The organism is Flavobacterium pallidum (assembly GCF_003097535.1).
Classification (GTDB): domain Bacteria; phylum Bacteroidota; class Bacteroidia; order Flavobacteriales; family Flavobacteriaceae; genus Flavobacterium; species Flavobacterium pallidum.
Genome location: NZ_CP029187.1, coordinates 2,486,829 through 2,504,995 on the forward strand (window position 1 = coordinate 2,486,829; position 18,167 = coordinate 2,504,995).

Sequence of the window (18,167 nt, forward strand, 5' to 3'; positions counted from 1 at the left end):
ACACACGCCGGATGATCCGATATTTTCTCCATAAAGCCGGTTATGCACTCCTGACACTCTTTGGGGTAGTGACCGTGATTTTTTTCCTGTTCACCATTTTGCCGGGTGACCCCGCGCGCATGATGCTCGACCAGAATGAGAATTCGGAACAATTGGCCATCATACGCAAGAAATACGGTTTTGATAAACCGGTTTCGACGCAATATATGTATTACCTGAATGATCTTTCGCCGGTTTCATTGCACAGCAAATTCCCGGATGATTATACTTTTTTAAGCGAAGGCAAATACAATGCAGCGCGTTTGTTTTCAATAGGGAATAACGAACTCGTACTGAAAACACCGTACCTGCGGGAGAGTTTCCAGAAAAGCGGCAAGAAAGTCTCGGAAATTATCGGGAATACCCTGCCCAATACTTTCCTGCTCGCTTTGGCAGCAATCATCATCGCAGTCATTTTCGGGATTCTTCTGGGGATTGTTTCCGCTGTTTATAAAGATACGGTTACAGACAGGCTGATCGCGCTGATCAGTACACTCGGGATGAGCATTCCGTCGTTTTTCAGCGCGATATTATTTGCATGGGTTTTCGGTTTTGTATTGCATGAATATACGAATCTGAATATGACCGGAAGTCTGTATGAAGTCGATGATTTCGGCGAAGGATCCTTTATCCAATGGAAAAATATCATTTTGCCAGCTGTAGTGCTCGGCATACGTCCTTTGGGTGTCGTAATCCAGTTGATGCGCAATGCATTACTCGAAACCTTCAGCCAGGATTACATCCGTACGGCGAGGGCAAAAGGGTTAAGCGAATGGCAGGTAATCAGGAAACATGCACTGAAAAACTCAATGAATCCGGTCGTAACGGCCATTTCCGGCTGGTTTGCATCGATGCTTGCCGGTGCGGTTTTCGTGGAATTTATTTTTGGGTGGAACGGACTCGGCAAGGAAATCGTGGAAGCCTTGAGCAACCTCGATTTGCCGGTGATTATGGGTTCAGTGATCGTAATTGCGGCGACTTTCGTCATCATCAACATCCTGGTCGATCTGGTTTATGCGTGGCTTGATCCGAAAATCAGGCTGCAGTAATTGGATTAAAATTGACTATTTTTGTAAAGCTTCAAATCTGCCGCAAGGCGATAAAACCATTTAAAATGAAAAACATATTCTTATCGATGCTTTTGGCCCTTCCATTGGTATCCTGCAATGCACAAAAATCGTTTTCAAAAGACGCGCTTTCTGAAAAACTGAAAGCTTTCGACGGTAGTGACACCAACCTGAAAACCATCCTGGAAAAACATAAAGGCAAAGTCACTGTTATTGAAATCTGGGCTTCGTGGTGCGGCGATTGTGTCAAGGCCATGCCTAAACTCAAAACGTTGCAGGCGAACAACCCGAACGTGGATTATGTATTCATCTCCATGGATAAGGCTGAGGAAAAATGGAAAGCAGGCATTGAAAAACACGAGCTCAAAGGAGACCACTATTGGGCTAATGACGAGAAAATGATGAAAGGCGCATTTGGTAAAGCGATCGACCTGGACTGGATCCCGAGGTATATCATTATTGATGCCAAAGGCCAAATCGTAACCTACCGTGCGATTGAAACCGATTTTGATTCCATGGAAAAAACACTAAAAACACTACAATAATGAGGACAAAAATTGTTGCCGGAAACTGGAAGATGCATAAAAATGCTGAAGAAACCGAAGATTTACTCAACGAGTTAATCAATGCACTTCCCGATGATAAGGAAGCACGTATTATTGTTGCGCCAACATTTGTGAACCTGGCATCGGCGGTGGACCATCTCGAGTTTACGAACATCGGGGTGGCGGCACAAAATATGCACCAGGCGGAAAGTGGCGCTTACACGGGAGAGATTTCGGCAGATATGCTCAAAAGTATCGGTGTTGGGATTGTAATCCTTGGACATTCTGAGCGCAGGGCGTATTTCCATGAAACCGATGCATTACTGGCTTCAAAAGTGGATACAGCACTAAAGCACAACCTGGAAGTGATTTTCTGTTTTGGAGAAGAACTCAAGGACAGGCAGTCCGGGAACCATTTCAATATTGTAGAAAATCAGTTGCAGGATAGTTTGTTTCATCTTGAGCAAGGTGCCTGGGAAAATATCATCCTGGCCTACGAGCCGGTTTGGGCCATCGGTACCGGAGAAACTGCAAGTCCGGAGCAGGCACAGGAAATGCATCATTTTATCCGTGAGACGATTAATAGAAAATACGGCAACATCGCGCAGGACGTTTCCATTTTATACGGTGGCAGCGTAAAGCCTGAAAATGCAAAGGAGATCTTTTCAAAACCGGATGTTGACGGCGGACTCATCGGCGGTGCAGCACTGAAGGCAGTTGATTTTGCTGCAATTGTGGAGGGGATTTAAGTAATTTTTTTTTACACCATAGTTATAAACAAAAGCAGCCCAAGGCTGCTTTTTTAGTTAACCGGCTTTTCCTTCCCACTGATGATTTCAGTAAATTGCTGCTTTCGCTTCAAAAACCAGCTTTCGAAATATTGATAAGAAAGGGCAGCCATGGCGCTCGTTAATACCATGGCCAGCGGGTAAATGAACCAATTTGAAAAATGCCCGGTATTTCGGCAAATGGCAAATGCCAGTACTATCGCAATCGGGTGATACATATATAAACCATATGAAATGCGCCCCAAATAATTCAATATATTGTTTTCGAGCGATATCGAAAGCGTATCATTCGCAGCAAGATTCAATACAATGATCCCAAATAGCACCGCATAAATTTTATCATGGAGATAAGGGAAATGATACCCCATAGCCAATAAAAAGATGGTTGCCATCAATACAACGTAGAAGACACGGTTATCCATTAACAAGGAAAGCATGCGGCTTTTCCTGAAATACAGTAAGGCCAGGATTCCGCCAATTGCCATGCAGTCGATGCTAAATCCAGGCCAAAAAAGGCGCAACACAAGGCTTCCGGGCAAATCGTCTGACCAAGGTGATTTAAGCAGGGCTAAAATGATATTATAACATAGGATAATCCCCAGCATCATCGCCATCCTGTATTTTTTAAAGAATCTCAGGAGCAGCGGCCACACGAGGTAAAATTGCTCTTCCGTACCGATGGACCAGGTATGTGAGGCGTATGGGATGGAACTCAGTGCCGCACAAGCGAGATTCGGCAGGAAAAAAACGTAAAAGATAATTTTTAGCGCCAGTTGTGAATAAATGGCATCCTTACCAAAACGGGGCAATACAAAAATATCAATATTGGGCAATACCAGGAAAGCCAGCAGTAAAATCAGGAAATATAATGGCCAGATGCGGAGTATCCTGCGGGTGTAAAAATTCCTGATGTTGATTTTACCAAAGGCGGTTTCTTCAAACAAAAGCAAATAAGTAATCAGGAAGCCGCTCAATACGAAAAACAAGATCACGCCAAGCGGCCCGGCAATTGTAGCAAAAGGAATGTCATCATGTTCCATCCTGAAAAAGCCTTTGTATGCTTCGACATGATGGATAATAACCAGCAACGCTGCGATGAAACGCAGCCCGTTCAGGTTTGGGAAATATATTCTGGGTTGTTCCATCGTGTTCAATGAAGTCTGATGACTGTTAGAGGAAACCACAACAGGAGAGACGTTTTTGCAGTCATTTTGTTATACCCCGAATTGCCTCAGATGATGATCTGCATGCTTATAAGCAAACAACCCGACCTGTTCCCTGTTCATCTTCCCGAAAAAAGGATGCACGAAATCATTATTGGAAAATGCCTCGTATTGACTGATTCGCCCAAGCCATTCATTTCGCTGTTCCTCAAAGTTTCCGGATTGGGAAGTAGTTTCAAAAAGGGGCGCAGTAGGTGAATTTTTTCCGAAAGGCCTGCCTTCCTCCAACGCTTTCTTCAAAATCATCTTCCCGATGATCCGGCCAATGAAAACACGTTTGATCTTAAGGTGCCCAAGCAGCATATCTTCGCAAAGTGTGCAATGTTTCAGCATTTGGTACCCATTCATTTTGCCCCAAAGCGCCTCATGCTCAGGAGTCAGGGATCTGATGCGCGAGATGATATTATCGGCATGGACGGGATTGAACATCGAAGTCATGGGATTTGTTTTTAGTTTAAAGGCGAAGTTAGGAAAATATTCAGCTCATATAAATCCTTGTATTATGAAAAGCCATTAATGCCACGCATTTACCTTCATGACGTTACTACTTATTTCCGCTTGCTCCTTTTCGCAAATGGATTAAAGTCAACACACAACTGCAGCCAATACGCAAGGTCCTTCGCGCTTCTGAAGCCGTCTTCAATGACATAAACATACCCTTTCATTGACTTTCCCGTGAATTCCATCGGGATTACATAATCCTTTTCCAAAGCACCTGCATACGCTTCATCGCCAATCCTGCATAGCAGGTAATTGGCTCCAGATGCTTTGTCAATATGCGCAGCACAGCACATTTTGTCATCGACCATAAAACAAATGCCGCGAAACATCTCCTTTTCATAAAAATCCATTCCTGTGTGCTGTAAGAACCCGCGAATGCGTTGCACAGTGTTTTCGTTGTAAGCCATAGTCTGTATAAATGCTGTTATTTCAAAATGTCTTTTGTAATCCGGTCCTTATCTAAGGTTTAGCGGCGCTTTTTTCATCCCCTTGCAGCTTGAAGTTTGATTTATAAATATCAAAAAATATGAAGCCTGCCATTAATAATGATGCTGACATAAAAATCGCTAAAAAACCATTTTCAATCTCCAGAATGTCCAGGATCAGGCAAATTACCCAAATAATAAAAATATTAAGATTAAATATTCCGCTCAGCACATAAAAGAAGTTTGATGTCAGCATACTTGGCTTCTTCCTTAAATGAAGCACCAATCTGATGATTAATAAAATTAAAGCGAACCCGGTCCCAAACATCACACTATAAAAAAAGTTGAATAATAATCCCCAACCTTCAAACATCCTATGCTCCTGTGTAAAATAATCAAAGAACAGATAGAGTGTCCAAAAATTTATAAAAACGAATGATAATGTGGAGTACCTGAATATTTTTTCCCGCATTTCCAAATAAATTGAATAAGTTATCGCATAGCAATTATAAAAACAAATAAGACAGCTCCCACAAACATACAAAAAACCGCTATCGATGCTTTACTATTTCGGTACTGATACGCTTCTAATGCGGTACTAGTGCGGTACTAATGCAGTACTAAAGCGGTACTAAAGCGGTACTGGTGCGGCAGAGAGCGGTAAAAGCATCCTCAATTTACTACTTTACAACTTTGTAACTTTCCCACTTTCCCACTGATTATAAAATCCGTAAATTGCGCGCTCAAAATCCACAGTAAAATACAAATGGAACAAGTAAAGCCTTATATTCCTGTCAATAAAGTAAGAATCGTTACCGCTGCGTCATTGTTCGACGGGCATGATGCCGCAATCAATATCATGCGACGTATCATCCAGTCCACCGGCGTTGAAGTGATCCATCTCGGCCACGACCGTAGCGTAGAAGAGGTTGTCAATACGGCCATTCAGGAAGATGCCAATGCCATAGCGATGACATCTTACCAGGGAGGTCACAACGAATACTTCAAGTACATGTACGACCTGCTAAAGGAAAAAGGTGCCGCGCACATCAAGATCTTCGGCGGCGGCGGCGGTGTCATCCTGCCTTCAGAAATCTCCGAACTGCACGAGTATGGCATCGAACGCATCTATTCCCCGGATGATGGGCGCTCCCTCGGATTGCAGGGCATGATCAACGACCTTGTGAAGCGCAGCGATTTTCCGATAGGGGACAGGCTCAACGGCGAAGTGGACAACCTTGAATCCAAAAATCCGACCGCCATCGCGCGTGTCATCTCCTCAGCCGAAAATTTCCCCGAAGTGGCCAAGGCAGCCATGGAAGCCATTTATAAGAAAAACAAAAAAAGCAAAACCCCTGTACTCGGAATCACCGGAACGGGCGGTGCAGGGAAATCATCACTGGTAGACGAACTCGTACGCAGGTTCCTCATTGATTTCCCTGAAAAAACCATCGGACTGATATCCGTAGATCCATCCAAAAGGAAAACCGGCGGTGCGTTACTTGGTGACCGCATCCGCATGAACGCCATCAACAACCCGCGGGTGTACATGCGTTCCCTGGCAACACGCCAGTCCAACCTGGCCTTATCGAAATATGTAGCTGAAGCCATCGAAGTACTGAAGGCTGCAAAATACGACCTGATCATCCTCGAGACTTCCGGCATCGGACAGTCGGACACCGAGATTATGGACCATTCAGATGTTTCCTTATACGTCATGACGCCCGAATTCGGTGCTGCAACACAGTTGGAAAAGATTGACATGCTCGACTTCGCCGACCTCGTGGCAATCAATAAATTTGACAAGCGCGGCTCGCTTGATGCGTTGCGCGATGTGAAGAAGCAGTTCCAAAGAAACCACCAGCTTTGGGATACCGATCCTGATACGTTGCCCGTTTTCGGCACCATCGCCTCGCAGTTCAACGACCCTGGAATGAATACGCTATACAAGTCCATTATGGATAAGATCCATGAAAAAACCGATTCGGATTTAAAGTCGGATTTCCACATCACACGCGAAATGAGCGAGAAGATTTTCGTCATTCCGCCACACCGTACGCGCTACTTGTCAGAAATTTCAGAAAACAACCGCAAATATGATGCCGATGCGCTGTCACAACAGCAAGTCGCACAGAAACTTTTCGGGATTTTCAAGACGATTGAAACCGTTTCCGGTAAAATTCCTGTGATTACCAAAGCAGGTATCGACGATGATTCGATCTTAGCCCCTTTTGATGAAGGCCATGAAAACCGCATCTTCTTAAACCTATTGCTGAACCAGTTCGATAAATTAAAAATGGACCTCGACCCCTACAACTGGGAAATCATCCTGAATTGGGATACAAAAGTCAACCGCTACAAACACCCGGTTTATTCATTCAAAGTACGCGACAAGGAAATCAAGATTGCCACGCATACCGAATCGCTTTCGCATACGCAGATTGCCAAAGTGGCTTTGCCAAGATACGAAGCCTGGGGTGATATCCTCCGCTGGTGCCTGCAGGAGAATGTTCCCGGAGAGTTCCCGTTTGCTTCCGGACTGTACCCGTTCAAAAGGGAAGGCGAGGACCCTTCGCGTATGTTTGCGGGGGAAGGCGGCCCGGAGCGTACCAACAAGCGTTTCCATTATGTAAGCCAGGGCATGCCCGCAAAGCGTTTGTCTACGGCCTTTGACAGTGTGACCTTATACGGAAATGACCCACACCTGCGCCCTGACATTTACGGAAAAATCGGGAACGCCGGCGTATCGATATGCTGCCTTGACGATGCCAAGAAACTGTATTCCGGTTTCGACCTCGTGCATCCGCTGACGTCGGTTTCGATGACCATCAACGGGCCTGCCCCGATGCTGCTGGGATTCTTCATGAATGCTGCCATCGACCAGCAATGCGAAATGTACATCAGGCAAAACAATTTACTGTCTGTCGTCGAAGAAAAAATCAACGAGATCTACAAACAGAAAGGCACCAAAAGGCCGGCTTATCAAGGGGAGTTGCCAAAAGGAAACAATGGACTCGGATTATTGCTACTTGGCGTTACCGGAGACGAGGTGCTTCCCGCCGATGTTTACAATGACATCAAAGTGAAGACACTCGCACAGGTTCGCGGTACCGTGCAGGCGGATATCCTAAAAGAAGACCAGGCGCAGAATACCTGCATTTTCTCGACCGAATTCGCGCTGAGGCTGATGGGTGATGTGCAGGAATATTTCATTACAAACAATGTACGCAATTTCTACTCCGTTTCGATTTCTGGCTACCATATTGCCGAAGCAGGCGCAAATCCTATTACGCAGTTGGCTTTTACGCTTGCGAATGGTTTCACTTACGTGGAATATTACTTAAGCCGGGGTATGAGCATCAACGATTTCGGGCCGAACCTATCGTTCTTCTTCTCAAACGGAATCGATCCGGAATATGCCGTTATCGGTCGTGTGGCCAGAAAGATTTGGGCGAAAGCCTTAAAATATAAATATAAGGCAAACGAGCGCGCCCAGATGCTGAAGTACCACATCCAGACTTCAGGCCGTTCACTGCATGCACAGGAAATCGACTTTAACGATATCCGTACGACGTTGCAGGCGCTTTATGCGATTTACGATAACTGTAATTCACTGCATACCAATGCTTATGATGAAGCCATCACAACACCCACTGAAGAATCGGTACGCCGTGCGATGGCCATCCAGCTGATCATCAATAAGGAATTGGGATTGGCCAAAAATGAAAACCCGATACAGGGATCGTTCATCATTGAAGAACTGACCGATTTGGTTGAAGAAGCCGTATTACAGGAATTCGACCGCATCACCGAAAGAGGTGGTGTTCTCGGTGCGATGGAAACCATGTACCAACGTTCGAAAATACAGGAGGAAAGCCTGTACTACGAAACGCTGAAGCACAATGGCGATTTCCCGATCATCGGTGTCAATACGTTCCTGAGTTCCAAAGGTTCCCCGACGGTTGTTCCTGCCGAGGTCATCCGCGCTACCGAAGAGGAAAAGCAATACCAGATCACGATGCTCGACGAACTGCATAAAACCCATGCGGGCAAAGAGGAAGAGCAGCTTGAAGCCATCCAGGAAGCAGCAATCAGCAATAAGAACATGTTCGAAAAACTGATGGAAGCGACGAAAGTCTGTTCTCTGGGGCAGATAACTTCAGCTTTATTCGAAGTGGGAGGGCAGTATCGCAGGAATATGTAATACAGATGATGCTCAGGAAATTAATTCTATTATTTTTACACCGAAAACAATTAAACAAAACATTATGAAAAAAATCTACTTCTTATTATGTTGCATCTGTAGCATGAACGCTTTTGCGACGATTATTTATGTGAACAAGAATGCTACGGGAGCCAATAACGGCACTTCGTGGACGAACGCTTACCTGACGATTGAACAGGCTTTTGGCGATGTTATAGTAGGAGACCAGGTATGGGTGGCTTCAGGGGTTTATAAACCAGTCGGAAATACTTCCAGTTCTTCCTTCAGCATACCTAATGGCGTTGCAGTCTATGGGAGTTTTATGGGAACCGAAACTACATTGGCACAGCGTGATATTACTGCTGGCGTATCAACAACGCTTAATGGAGATGTCGGTACAGTGGGAGTAAACACTGATAATTGCAGAAGTGTGGTGACATTCACTAATTCTAGTAATCTCACGATTTTTGATGGATTCAAAATTGTAAATGGTTATGCAACTACTATCTGGGGTGGAGCGATCCGTGTTTCACAAGGTCAGCCTATAATAAGAAATTGCGAACTTGTTGCAAATTACGGCTCTGACGGTGGTGCAGTGGGTATTTATGCACAGACATCAAATATAACTACACTTATTTCCTGTAAAATCAGGAACAATTCATCTGCTGGTGACGGCGGTGGGATATGGCTTGGTGGCGGAACCTTGAAACTTATTGACTGTGATATAAGTAGCAATACTGCTCAAAACGGAGGTGGTGTTTTTTTGGATTCCAACAGTGCTCTGATTGTGGACAGGACGGTAATGAGTGGCAATAGCGCTTCGTTGTACGGCGGTGCAGTTTGCAATGATGATTCAGGTTCTACAGTAGAATTGTATAACTCTTTATTTGTTGGGAACGTTGCAGACTACGGTGCTGCTTTAAGTTCTGTTGTGCCTGCCGGTACACCTCCGGTTTCGAAAATTATAAATTGTACTATAAGCGGAAATAAAAATAATGTTACTAACGTTTCGGTTTATACTGTAGAGCTAGCAGGACAGTTGTCCGTATTCTATAATAATATAGTTTGCAACAATATTGCGGGACGTGCATTGGACAATGGAGCTGCTGCAAATAGTATTATTGAAGGGATAAATGATGCTAACAGCAGCACAAATATTTCAACTACAGTCCCAACTTTTGTCAACGCAGGGGTCGCTGCTGCTGCACCATTCTCAATTGACGGTTACGATTACCACCTCCTCGCCGGATCAAACGGAATTAATATGGGGGATAACACACTCATAAACCAGGTTTACAACCTTGATTTGCAAAAAACGGCACGCATCCAGGACACTACCGTCGATATGGGCGCTTATGAATTCTCAGTACTTGGTGTTGGCGAAGTACATGCTGCGGCTGTGCTTACGGTTTACCCGAATCCGGCTTCAGGGAAAGTATTTATCCAGGCTACGGACCACCTTGATTACGAAGTCTACAATATTAATGGCCGCATGCTTTACAAAGGAAATACCGGTTTACAATCGCTGGATGTTTCAGCATATGCTGCCGGCGTGTATGTAATGAAGTTTGCAAATGGGGAAACCCGTAAACTCGTTAAGAAATAAGGTCATTTTTATAATTTATAAAGCCGCAAAGCCCTGTAACATGGTTTTGCGGCTTTTTTATTATATGTTGCGAGACGATAAGTCACTTCAACCGAAAGGGAAAAAACGAATAAATTATCGCCCTGATTTTCACATTCTTATTTTTGTACTCAGCCACTCAGTACTAATCACACACTGACATCCGTTTCACTCTTGCCTCCATAGAACCCAATTTCTCTGCGGCTTTAAGATAGTAGCAAGCTTTGTTTTTATCACCGGTTTTCAGGTAAACCAAACCCAGGTTGTAATAGGCGCCCGTGTAGTTTTGGTCCTTTTGTATGGCGCTTGATAAATACGCTATGCCTTTTTGGTAGTCTCCTTTTTCGGCATAGATTAATCCAAGGTTATAGGAATCCGGCGCATATTCGGGATGCAGTCGTATCGCTTCAAGATATGTCTCCACCGCTTCATCGGTTTTGCCGGTGTACACCAGGGCGAACCCCATTGCACTGCGTGCCGTACCGTTGTTCTTGTCGAGCGATAAGGCTTTCTTATAATCATTGATTGCGCCAGTATAATCTCCGTTGCCGCGCTTGTACAATCCACGGTCAACATACAGCGACGCCGAATCGGGGGCAACGGCAATCATTTCATCATATTTTTTCAACACATTTTGTACATCGTTCTTGTCATAAAACTGAAGCAGTTGATTGTTCAGGTCCATTATTTTCAAATCTTTCGAACTGAAAGTGCTGCGGCAGTTATTGTAAAGGAAATTGATACTCAAAAAATAGTCTTCCGATTTCTTGTCCTTCACCAGTTTGTTGGCGGCCTGCATATCGGTACATGCAGCAGCGATGTCACCGATTTGCTTTTCGCACAAAGCCTTTTGCGAATAGGCAATGAACGTGGGTTCCTTTTGGATGACACCTCCCCACAAACGGATGGCCTCTTTAAAGTTTTTCGTTTTTGCGGTAAAATCGGCTTGTTTCATGAGCCCCTGGTAAGAGTCGGGTTTTATTTTCAGCAGCCACCCGATCACCTCCAGTGCCTTATCATATTTTTCCTGCCAGTCGTATAAAGTAGAAAGCTCAAAATAGGCAAACTCCATAGAAGGCCTTATGGAAATGGCCCTTTCATAATCTGCAATGGCTTTATCAGTTTGCCCCATCTGGTCTTCCGTAAAAGCCCGCAGGGTATAGCCAGCATAACTGTAGGCATCCAGCGCGACGGCCTGGTTACAATCGAAAATCGCCTTGTCGTACAATTTTAAATCATGGTAAGCGCTTGCCCTTCCGGAGAAATATTTGGCATTCCCGGCATCTATTCTGATCAGTGTGGTGTAATCCGCAATAGCCCCGTTATCATCACCCAGATCATCCTTAAGCTGCGCCCTTTCTGATAGAATGCCTTCGTTTTTAGGATCTTTGGCCAACGCAGCATCCATTTCCGCAAAAACCATATAATAGTCATTCTTCAGGCGGTAATACGTGGCGCTTACCGCATAACTTTCCGCTGAATCCGGATATTTAGCCTTAATCAGGTCGGCAGTTTTCCGGGCGTTTTCATCCTGTTTAAGTAGCATAAATACGGTAATCTTATTGGCGTAAGCGTTGTAAAAATCAGGTTTAAGCGCAATGGCCTTATCGTATGCCGTTAATGCCTCGGGATATTTTTGCAGTGCTTTGAAAACCAAACCCTTATTTCGGTATGCCACCGAATTCCCGGGATCTATTGACAGCAAAAAATCATAATCCGCCATTGCTTTTGCATATTCCCCCAACTGCAAATAGGAATTACCGCGGTTGTTGTAAGCCAGGATCAAGTTAGGGTCAACTTCAATGACGCGATTGTATCCTTTAATGGCAGCGGCATATTCCTCATGCGCATACTGCCTTTCGGCTTCGATGAAAAGGGTTTCAGCATTCTGGGCGGAAATAAGATTGGAAATTAAAAAGGAAACCAGGAAAAGTACTTTTTTCATACGGTAAAAAATGATTCCAAATATAAATCTTTGCGCAAACAGTTGGCGGAAATTTTTAAATTTGGAATAAAAACATGCAGCATCTCCTTTTACTCCACGGCGCCATTGGTGCGAAGGAACAGTTTGATACGCTGGTTCAACAACTTGAAGGTAAATTTACCATGCACACGATGAACTTCAGCGGTCATGGCGGTACGGTCATGCCCGGTTCTTTTTCAATAAAGGGTTTTGCCAAAGATGTTGCCGATTTCCTCGCTGCCAAAAATTTACAATCCATAAACATTTTCGGTTACAGCATGGGCGGGTACGTTGCGTTGTATCTTGCAAAGGAGCACCCGCAGTTGGTGGACAGGATTTTTACACTGGCCACAAAATTCGAATGGACACCCGATATCGCCGCAAAGGAAACCAGGATGCTCGACCCGGACAAGATCGCTGAAAAAATCCCGGCTTTCGCAAATACATTGGAAAAAAGGCATTACCCGAACGATTGGAAAACCGTCATGACCGCAACGGCAGAAATGATGATCAACATGGGCAATGAAAATCCTTTGCCCGGGGATTTCAAAGATATCGGCATTCCCGTCAGGATTTCGATCGGCGATAGCGATGCCATGGTCACGCTTGAAGAGACTATCGCGGTGTACAGGCAGCTGCCAAATGCTTCACTGATGGTTTTCCCAGGTACGCATCACCCCATTGAAAAAGTGGATGTAACCGTGTTGGCCATTGCGCTGGAAAACTTTTTTAAATTATGAATTGCGAATTATGAATTACGGACAGCATCGATTCATAGTTCGTAATTGATAATTCATAGTTATAATACGTTGCGTATTTCTGCGTTAAAATCCAAACTACAAACATGATGGATTTCAAAAAAGGCCTCAACGGCGCACTGCTCTTTGCAGTCTTATTTACGCTGCTTTTCCACAACCAGTATTTAGGACTCAATATTTTGATTATCGAAACCGCTGCGCTGCTTTGGCTTGCTTTTACAAAACAAATTGATTTCAGGAACCGCAACCACCTTATTTTTGGCAGCGGTTTTTTTATTACTGCGCTCGCCGTAGTGTTCGTTTTTTCGGACTATGCCGTGGTGATGAATTTCCTGGCGCTGTTCGTTTTTGTTGGGATTTTGATTTATCCGCAGGCGAGGTCGCTGGTGAGTTCGGCCAAACTGTCCTTCTTCAATATCTTTTATGCCCAGATCCGTTTTATGGATGCCTTTTTTACAGGTAAATTAGGTAGCGGAAAAATTGCACGGGCCTTATGGAAATTTCGTATTTTTTCAGTCCCGGTTATCATCATTTCAGTATTTGTCATGTTTTACCGCATTTCAAACCCGGTTTTTAACAGACTTGTAATAAAGATATTTGACAGCATCGAAAAGTTTTTCGATATGATGTCATTCACACTTGATTTCACATTAATCTTTACATTCTTCTTCGGTTTGATCCTTTGCAACTATTTCTTTATCAGGAATACGAACGAGCAAACGATTAAGGATGATGCCAATGCCAGTGATGAAATCGTCAGGATTAAAAGGAAACGCTATTGGCGCGGCCTGACAACGGGATTAAAAGGGGAGCTGCGCGCTGGGGTTTTCCTGCTGATTGGGCTCAACGCGATCCTGCTCGTCGTCAACAGTATCGATGTGTATTGGGTTTGGTTCAATTTTCGATGGAACGGCGATTTCCTGAAGCAATTTGTACATGAAGGCACGTATTTACTGCTGTTGTCTATTGTATGCTCGATTTTGGTTGTACTGTATTTCTTCCGTGGCAACCTGAATTTTTATTCGGCAAATAAATTCATTAAAGGCCTTTGTATACTGTGGATCGTGCAGAATGCCGTACTGACCGTTTCCGTTGGCGTGCGCAATTTCCATTACATCCGGTATTTCGCCTTGGCTTACAAACGCATCGCATTGATTATTTTCCTTGTCTTTGTAATCTGCTGGCTGTATACGGTGGCGTTGAAAGTACTCCAGAAAAAATCTTCGTTTTACCTCATCAGGACCAATGCATTCGTATTATATATCCTGTTCATTTCGGCTTCGGTTTTCAACTGGGACCAGTTCATCGTAAGTTACAATTTCAGGAATTATAAAGAATCCTTTGTCGACCTGGATTACAATTCTGATTTCTCCGATAAAGTGCTTCCTGAACTTGACAAATCTCAAAACGAGCTTTCTGAAATCGATCAGATGCAACAAACCAAATTTCATTTCGATACTGAGCTGATGCCTGTTGCGATATTCCACAATAAAATCCAAAGACGAAAAAAAGAATTCATCCACAAATGGGAATCGAAAAGCATATTGTCATGGAATTATCCGGAATCCCAGGCGTATGAATCGTTGAAACGTTCTGAATCAAAGCCATAAGCAGCCATCTATAATCTTTTTCGTACCTTTCAGCATCTAACCGACGGTATGAAAATATTTTTACGCTGTTTATTGTTGCTGTTGATAAACCTACACTGTGTGGCACAATCGCCTTCGGCGGCGCAATTGCTGCAACAGGGCATTTCCGATTTTGAAAGCGGGAAATATGAGCACGGACTGACGGTATTGACGCATTGTATTGCATTGGCACAAACACCATCAGACGGAATTATCCTGCAAAAGGCATACAACAATCTCGGCAACATTTATTCCCAAACCGGAAAATCCGAATTGGCGCTGCGACATTACCTGCTGTCATTATCCATTGCTAAGAAAAGGAATGACATTCCGGGCATGGCCAAGATCAATAAGAATATTGGCGCCATGTATTCTGAGCAAAAGGATTTTACGGTCGCCCTGGCTTATTATAAGAAAGCGATGGACCTTATCGGCAAGGACCATAAACCGATAAAGGCAGACTGCCTGAACAATATGGGTGTGGTGTATGAGCAGCAGGAAAAATATACCGAAGCGTTAAAAGCATATTCGGAAGCCCTTTCCATTTACAAATTGGTTGAGGACAAGCCACGCATTGCAATGTCACTGAACAATCTGGCCATCGTCCGTAAATACCTCGGGAAATATGAAGAAGCAGTCCAGGATTACCTTCAGGCACTTTCGATTTCAGAAAAGACGGACGATCGTTTTATGGTGGCCGCCACACAGAACAACCTGGGCAATGTTTATATATTAATAGGGGATTATCAAAAATCGCTGCAATATTGTCTTTTGGCGTATAAAACCGCGGAGGCCATAAAAGCAGCTGAAATTGCGGTGGAATCCCTTGACGGCATCGCTACGGCCTATGAAAAATTGCGGAATTACCCCAATGCCATTGCTTACAGGAAAAAATATGAAGCAGCGAAAGGCGATTTCATCAATTCCGAAAGATCGTCACAGCTTGCAGAAATGCAGGTGAAGTATGACACGCTGGATAAGGAAGCGAAAATTCGTTCCCTGCGGCAGCAATCAAAAATTGACGCGCTCAAAATCCAGAAACGCAATAGGCTGATTATTCTGATTCTGGCGTTTTTAATGATTTTTATCGTCATCTTATTTTTCTGGCGCAAAAACCAACAGTTGAAAAACGTGGTGGCAAGGGATAAAGCCATCCGTGACACTGAAGAACAGGAACGCATCAGGATGGCACGCGACATCCATGACGATCTGGGGTCGGGGTTGTCGAAAGTCAATTTCCTGAGTGAGATTATTTTGCAGAAATCGGCACAAAATCCCGAGATCGGACAACATGCAAAATCTGTCCAGGAAACCGCTGCTAAAATGATCGGCAACATGCGCGACCTGATCTGGGCATTGAATCCGGACAATACGACGCTGAATAACCTCTTGGCCCGGATCAGGGAATATGCGACGGATTACCTTGAAGATTACCAGATAAAACCTCATTATTCATTTCCGGAAGCCATTCCGACGGACCCTATTGCAAAAGAAATCCACCGCGGAATTTTTATGGTGGTTAAAGAGTCACTTAACAATATATCCAAATATTCCGGCGCTTCGAATGCCTATTTTAATGCAATAATTGACCGCGGCTGCCTGTTTATCTCGATTAAAGACGACGGGGATGGTTTTGATGTGGCAGGTGTAACTGCAGGAAATGGTTTGCCCAATATGAAAAAAAGGCTCGAATCCGTCAGTGGGTTTATTGAAATCACCAGCGGCCCCGGAATCGGAACTGAAATCAGCCTCAGGATTCCGATGCAGCAACTGCTCAGGAATTGACAATTACTACTTTTGTAGTATGCTGCTGCAAACGATAATTTTTAATTTTGGATATGGAAATCAGGGTCGGAATTGTAGAAGACGAAAAGCAGATTCGCGAAAGCCTCGCCATTTTGATCAATGGCAGCGAAGGCTTCCGCTGCACGGACACATTCGAATCTGCGGAAGCGGCCATCATTTCCTTGCCGCAGCTACAACTTGATGTGGTTCTGATGGACATCCACCTGCCGGGAAAAGACGGTATCCAATGCATCAGGGAATTGAAGCTGTCGTGTCCGGGAACACAGTTTTTGATGTGCACCTCTTTTGAAGATACCGATTCCGTATTCAGTGCGCTCAAGGCAGGCGCAACAGGCTATCTGACCAAAACCACACAGCCATCCAAAATCCTTGATGCCATTGTTGAAGTACACAAAGGCGGTTCGCCCATGAGCAGCCATATTGCACGTAAAGTCGTCGCCTCCTTCCAGCCCGATAACAGCCAGAATAAGGAATTGCAGAAATTATCGGAACGCGAAAAACAGATCCTGAGCGAACTCTCACAAGGCCTTCGCTACAAGGAAATTGCCGATAAATTGTTCCTCAGTACCGAAACCGTCCGCACGCATATCAGGAATATTTATGAAAAACTCCAGGTGAATTCGCGTACGGAAGCGTTGAATAAGACCAGATAGAAGCGGCTGCGCCTGCGCCTTTTGGAAACGCTGCACTATAGACACGCCCTACGGGCTTTAGCCTTCTAGCCTTGTTGATTGTTGGGATTTGCGGGTCATAATCCAAAAAGTCTAAAGTGAAGCAAGTCCCAAATTACTACTTTTTAGCGATTGCGCGCCCCTGCATCTCCTGCTAACTTTGCTTCATTAACCATAAATTAAATCTTATGAAGACATTTAAAAAAACATTGTGGATGCTACCTGTATTGTTTGCAGGGGTATTCCTTTCTTCCTGTTCAAAAGACAGCGACAGCGACCCGGCTTATGTATGCACTACCTGCAACGACACGCCACAGGGCATTGCGGCTAATGACATGAGTGCAAAAGGGCTTTACAAAGGCATCGTGGTGGGTTCGACCGGCACCATCAGCATCGACATCCAGAACGGTTCGAATACCATTACTGGAGTGATGGTTTTAGATGGCGTAACGGTGAACCTCATTTCCAATGTTTCTGTGGTAAATGGTGAAACGTATATCGCGCCGTTTACCGGAATGATGAATGGCAGCGCCGTGACATTAACGTTCCAGGTTGGAGCGGGAGGGGAGCAGCCGACGATGGTTTCGGCAGATATTCCAGGGCATCCCAATGCCACATTTATTCTCGCAAAAGAAACGTCGACGTCACTTATTGAAGCTTTTGTGGGGACTTATACTGCCGGGAGCGATAGCGGAACTTTTAATGTTGTCCTTTCCACCAGCCTTGCCAAATGGGGTTATATTGCCAAAGACAACCAGACCGGCGAGATCAATGACGGTGACGGTATCATTGCTGATGGGAATAAATTAATGGAAGATGGCAGGCATATGGCTACCATAAATGGAGATGAACTCAATGGTTCATTTGCGGATAGTAATGGAACTACTGTGACGCTTGAGGGACACAGGACTTTGTAAAAATTATG

At 44.4% G+C, this 18,167-nt stretch carries 14 protein-coding genes; 10 read left to right on the plus strand and 4 right to left on the minus strand.

Features of this window, described 5'->3' with window-relative positions; all coding sequences use genetic code 11:
• Positions 1-11: 11 nt before the first annotated feature.
• The 3 genes from HYN49_RS10220 to tpiA all read left to right on the plus strand — a co-directional run bounded on the left by HYN49_RS10220 (position 12) and on the right by tpiA (position 2,400).
• Entirely contained in the window at positions 12-1,088 is a 1,077-nt protein-coding gene (locus tag HYN49_RS10220) for an ABC transporter permease (RefSeq protein ID WP_108904022.1), read from the plus strand.
• A gap of 65 nt (positions 1,089-1,153) precedes the next feature.
• Positions 1,154-1,651, plus strand: a complete 498-nt coding sequence (locus tag HYN49_RS10225) for a TlpA family protein disulfide reductase (RefSeq protein ID WP_108904023.1) — start codon at positions 1,154-1,156, stop codon at positions 1,649-1,651.
• Positions 1,651-2,400 (plus strand): triose-phosphate isomerase, encoded by a 750-nt coding sequence (tpiA, locus tag HYN49_RS10230; protein ID WP_108904024.1) that lies wholly within the window; start codon positions 1,651-1,653, stop codon positions 2,398-2,400. The genes HYN49_RS10225 and tpiA overlap by 1 nt, the downstream gene beginning before the upstream one ends.
• Before the next feature lie 53 nt (positions 2,401-2,453).
• Here tpiA and HYN49_RS10235 read toward each other — a convergent pair whose 3' ends face one another.
• From HYN49_RS10235 to HYN49_RS10245, 3 genes are all read right to left on the minus strand, one after another.
• On the minus strand, positions 2,454-3,623 hold the full coding sequence (locus HYN49_RS10235; RefSeq protein WP_146185087.1) for an acyltransferase family protein: 1,170 nt from the start codon (positions 3,621-3,623) through the stop codon (positions 2,454-2,456).
• Positions 3,624-3,653: 30 nt separating this feature from the next.
• Positions 3,654-4,100, minus strand: a complete 447-nt coding sequence (locus tag HYN49_RS10240; protein ID WP_108904026.1) for a DUF1569 domain-containing protein — start codon at positions 4,098-4,100, stop codon at positions 3,654-3,656.
• Between the two features lie 110 nt (positions 4,101-4,210).
• Positions 4,211-4,570: a TfoX/Sxy family protein gene (locus HYN49_RS10245; RefSeq protein WP_108904027.1), complete on the minus strand. Its 360-nt coding sequence runs from the start codon at positions 4,568-4,570 to the stop codon at positions 4,211-4,213.
• Between the two features lie 784 nt (positions 4,571-5,354).
• Between HYN49_RS10245 and HYN49_RS10255 the strand changes: the two genes are divergently transcribed.
• Positions 5,355-8,792, plus strand: a complete 3,438-nt coding sequence (locus HYN49_RS10255) for a methylmalonyl-CoA mutase family protein (RefSeq protein WP_108904029.1) — start codon at positions 5,355-5,357, stop codon at positions 8,790-8,792.
• A 64-nt stretch (positions 8,793-8,856) separates the two neighbouring features.
• A complete protein-coding gene (locus HYN49_RS10260; protein ID WP_108904030.1) occupies positions 8,857-10,398 on the plus strand; it encodes a T9SS type A sorting domain-containing protein in 1,542 nt (513 codons plus the stop codon).
• A gap of 163 nt (positions 10,399-10,561) precedes the next feature.
• Here the strand turns inward: HYN49_RS10260 and HYN49_RS10265 are convergent, their stop codons facing one another.
• Positions 10,562-12,361 (minus strand): tetratricopeptide repeat protein, encoded by a 1,800-nt coding sequence (locus HYN49_RS10265; protein ID WP_108904031.1) that lies wholly within the window; start codon positions 12,359-12,361, stop codon positions 10,562-10,564.
• A gap of 74 nt (positions 12,362-12,435) precedes the next feature.
• On the opposite strand from HYN49_RS10265, the gene HYN49_RS10270 reads away from it, so the two are divergent.
• The 5 genes from HYN49_RS10270 to HYN49_RS10290 all read left to right on the plus strand — a co-directional run bounded on the left by HYN49_RS10270 (position 12,436) and on the right by HYN49_RS10290 (position 18,159).
• Positions 12,436-13,119 (plus strand): alpha/beta fold hydrolase, encoded by a 684-nt coding sequence (locus HYN49_RS10270; protein WP_108904032.1) that lies wholly within the window; start codon positions 12,436-12,438, stop codon positions 13,117-13,119.
• Positions 13,120-13,223: 104 nt separating this feature from the next.
• Entirely contained in the window at positions 13,224-14,747 is a 1,524-nt protein-coding gene (locus tag HYN49_RS10275) for a DUF4153 domain-containing protein (RefSeq protein ID WP_108904033.1), read from the plus strand.
• Between the two features lie 99 nt (positions 14,748-14,846).
• Positions 14,847-16,550 (plus strand): tetratricopeptide repeat-containing sensor histidine kinase, encoded by a 1,704-nt coding sequence (locus tag HYN49_RS10280; protein WP_181368945.1) that lies wholly within the window; start codon positions 14,847-14,849, stop codon positions 16,548-16,550.
• 53 nt (positions 16,551-16,603) lie between these two features.
• Positions 16,604-17,224 (plus strand): response regulator transcription factor, encoded by a 621-nt coding sequence (locus HYN49_RS10285; protein ID WP_108904035.1) that lies wholly within the window; start codon positions 16,604-16,606, stop codon positions 17,222-17,224.
• 206 nt (positions 17,225-17,430) lie between these two features.
• Entirely contained in the window at positions 17,431-18,159 is a 729-nt protein-coding gene (locus HYN49_RS10290) for a hypothetical protein (RefSeq protein WP_108904036.1), read from the plus strand.
• Positions 18,160-18,167 lie beyond the last annotated feature (8 nt).

Bases quoted from the DNA above. Each gene is read 5' to 3' on its own strand.
- HYN49_RS10220 (WP_108904022.1), top strand. From the start codon at position 12: ATGATCCGATATTTTCTCCATAAAGCCGGTTATGCACTCCTGACACTC.
- HYN49_RS10225 (WP_108904023.1), top strand. From the start codon at position 1,154: ATGAAAAACATATTCTTATCGATGCTTTTGGCCCTTCCATTGGTATCC.
- tpiA (WP_108904024.1), top strand. From the start codon at position 1,651: ATGAGGACAAAAATTGTTGCCGGAAACTGGAAGATGCATAAAAATGCT.
- HYN49_RS10240 (WP_108904026.1), bottom strand. From the start codon at position 4,100: ATGACTTCGATGTTCAATCCCGTCCATGCCGATAATATCATCTCGCGC.
- HYN49_RS10245 (WP_108904027.1), bottom strand. From the start codon at position 4,570: ATGGCTTACAACGAAAACACTGTGCAACGCATTCGCGGGTTCTTACAG.
- HYN49_RS10255 (WP_108904029.1), top strand. From the start codon at position 5,355: ATGGAACAAGTAAAGCCTTATATTCCTGTCAATAAAGTAAGAATCGTT.
- HYN49_RS10260 (WP_108904030.1), top strand. From the start codon at position 8,857: ATGAAAAAAATCTACTTCTTATTATGTTGCATCTGTAGCATGAACGCT.
- HYN49_RS10265 (WP_108904031.1), bottom strand. From the start codon at position 12,361: ATGAAAAAAGTACTTTTCCTGGTTTCCTTTTTAATTTCCAATCTTATT.
- HYN49_RS10270 (WP_108904032.1), top strand. From the start codon at position 12,436: ATGCAGCATCTCCTTTTACTCCACGGCGCCATTGGTGCGAAGGAACAG.
- HYN49_RS10275 (WP_108904033.1), top strand. From the start codon at position 13,224: ATGATGGATTTCAAAAAAGGCCTCAACGGCGCACTGCTCTTTGCAGTC.
- HYN49_RS10285 (WP_108904035.1), top strand. From the start codon at position 16,604: ATGGAAATCAGGGTCGGAATTGTAGAAGACGAAAAGCAGATTCGCGAA.
- HYN49_RS10290 (WP_108904036.1), top strand. From the start codon at position 17,431: ATGAAGACATTTAAAAAAACATTGTGGATGCTACCTGTATTGTTTGCA.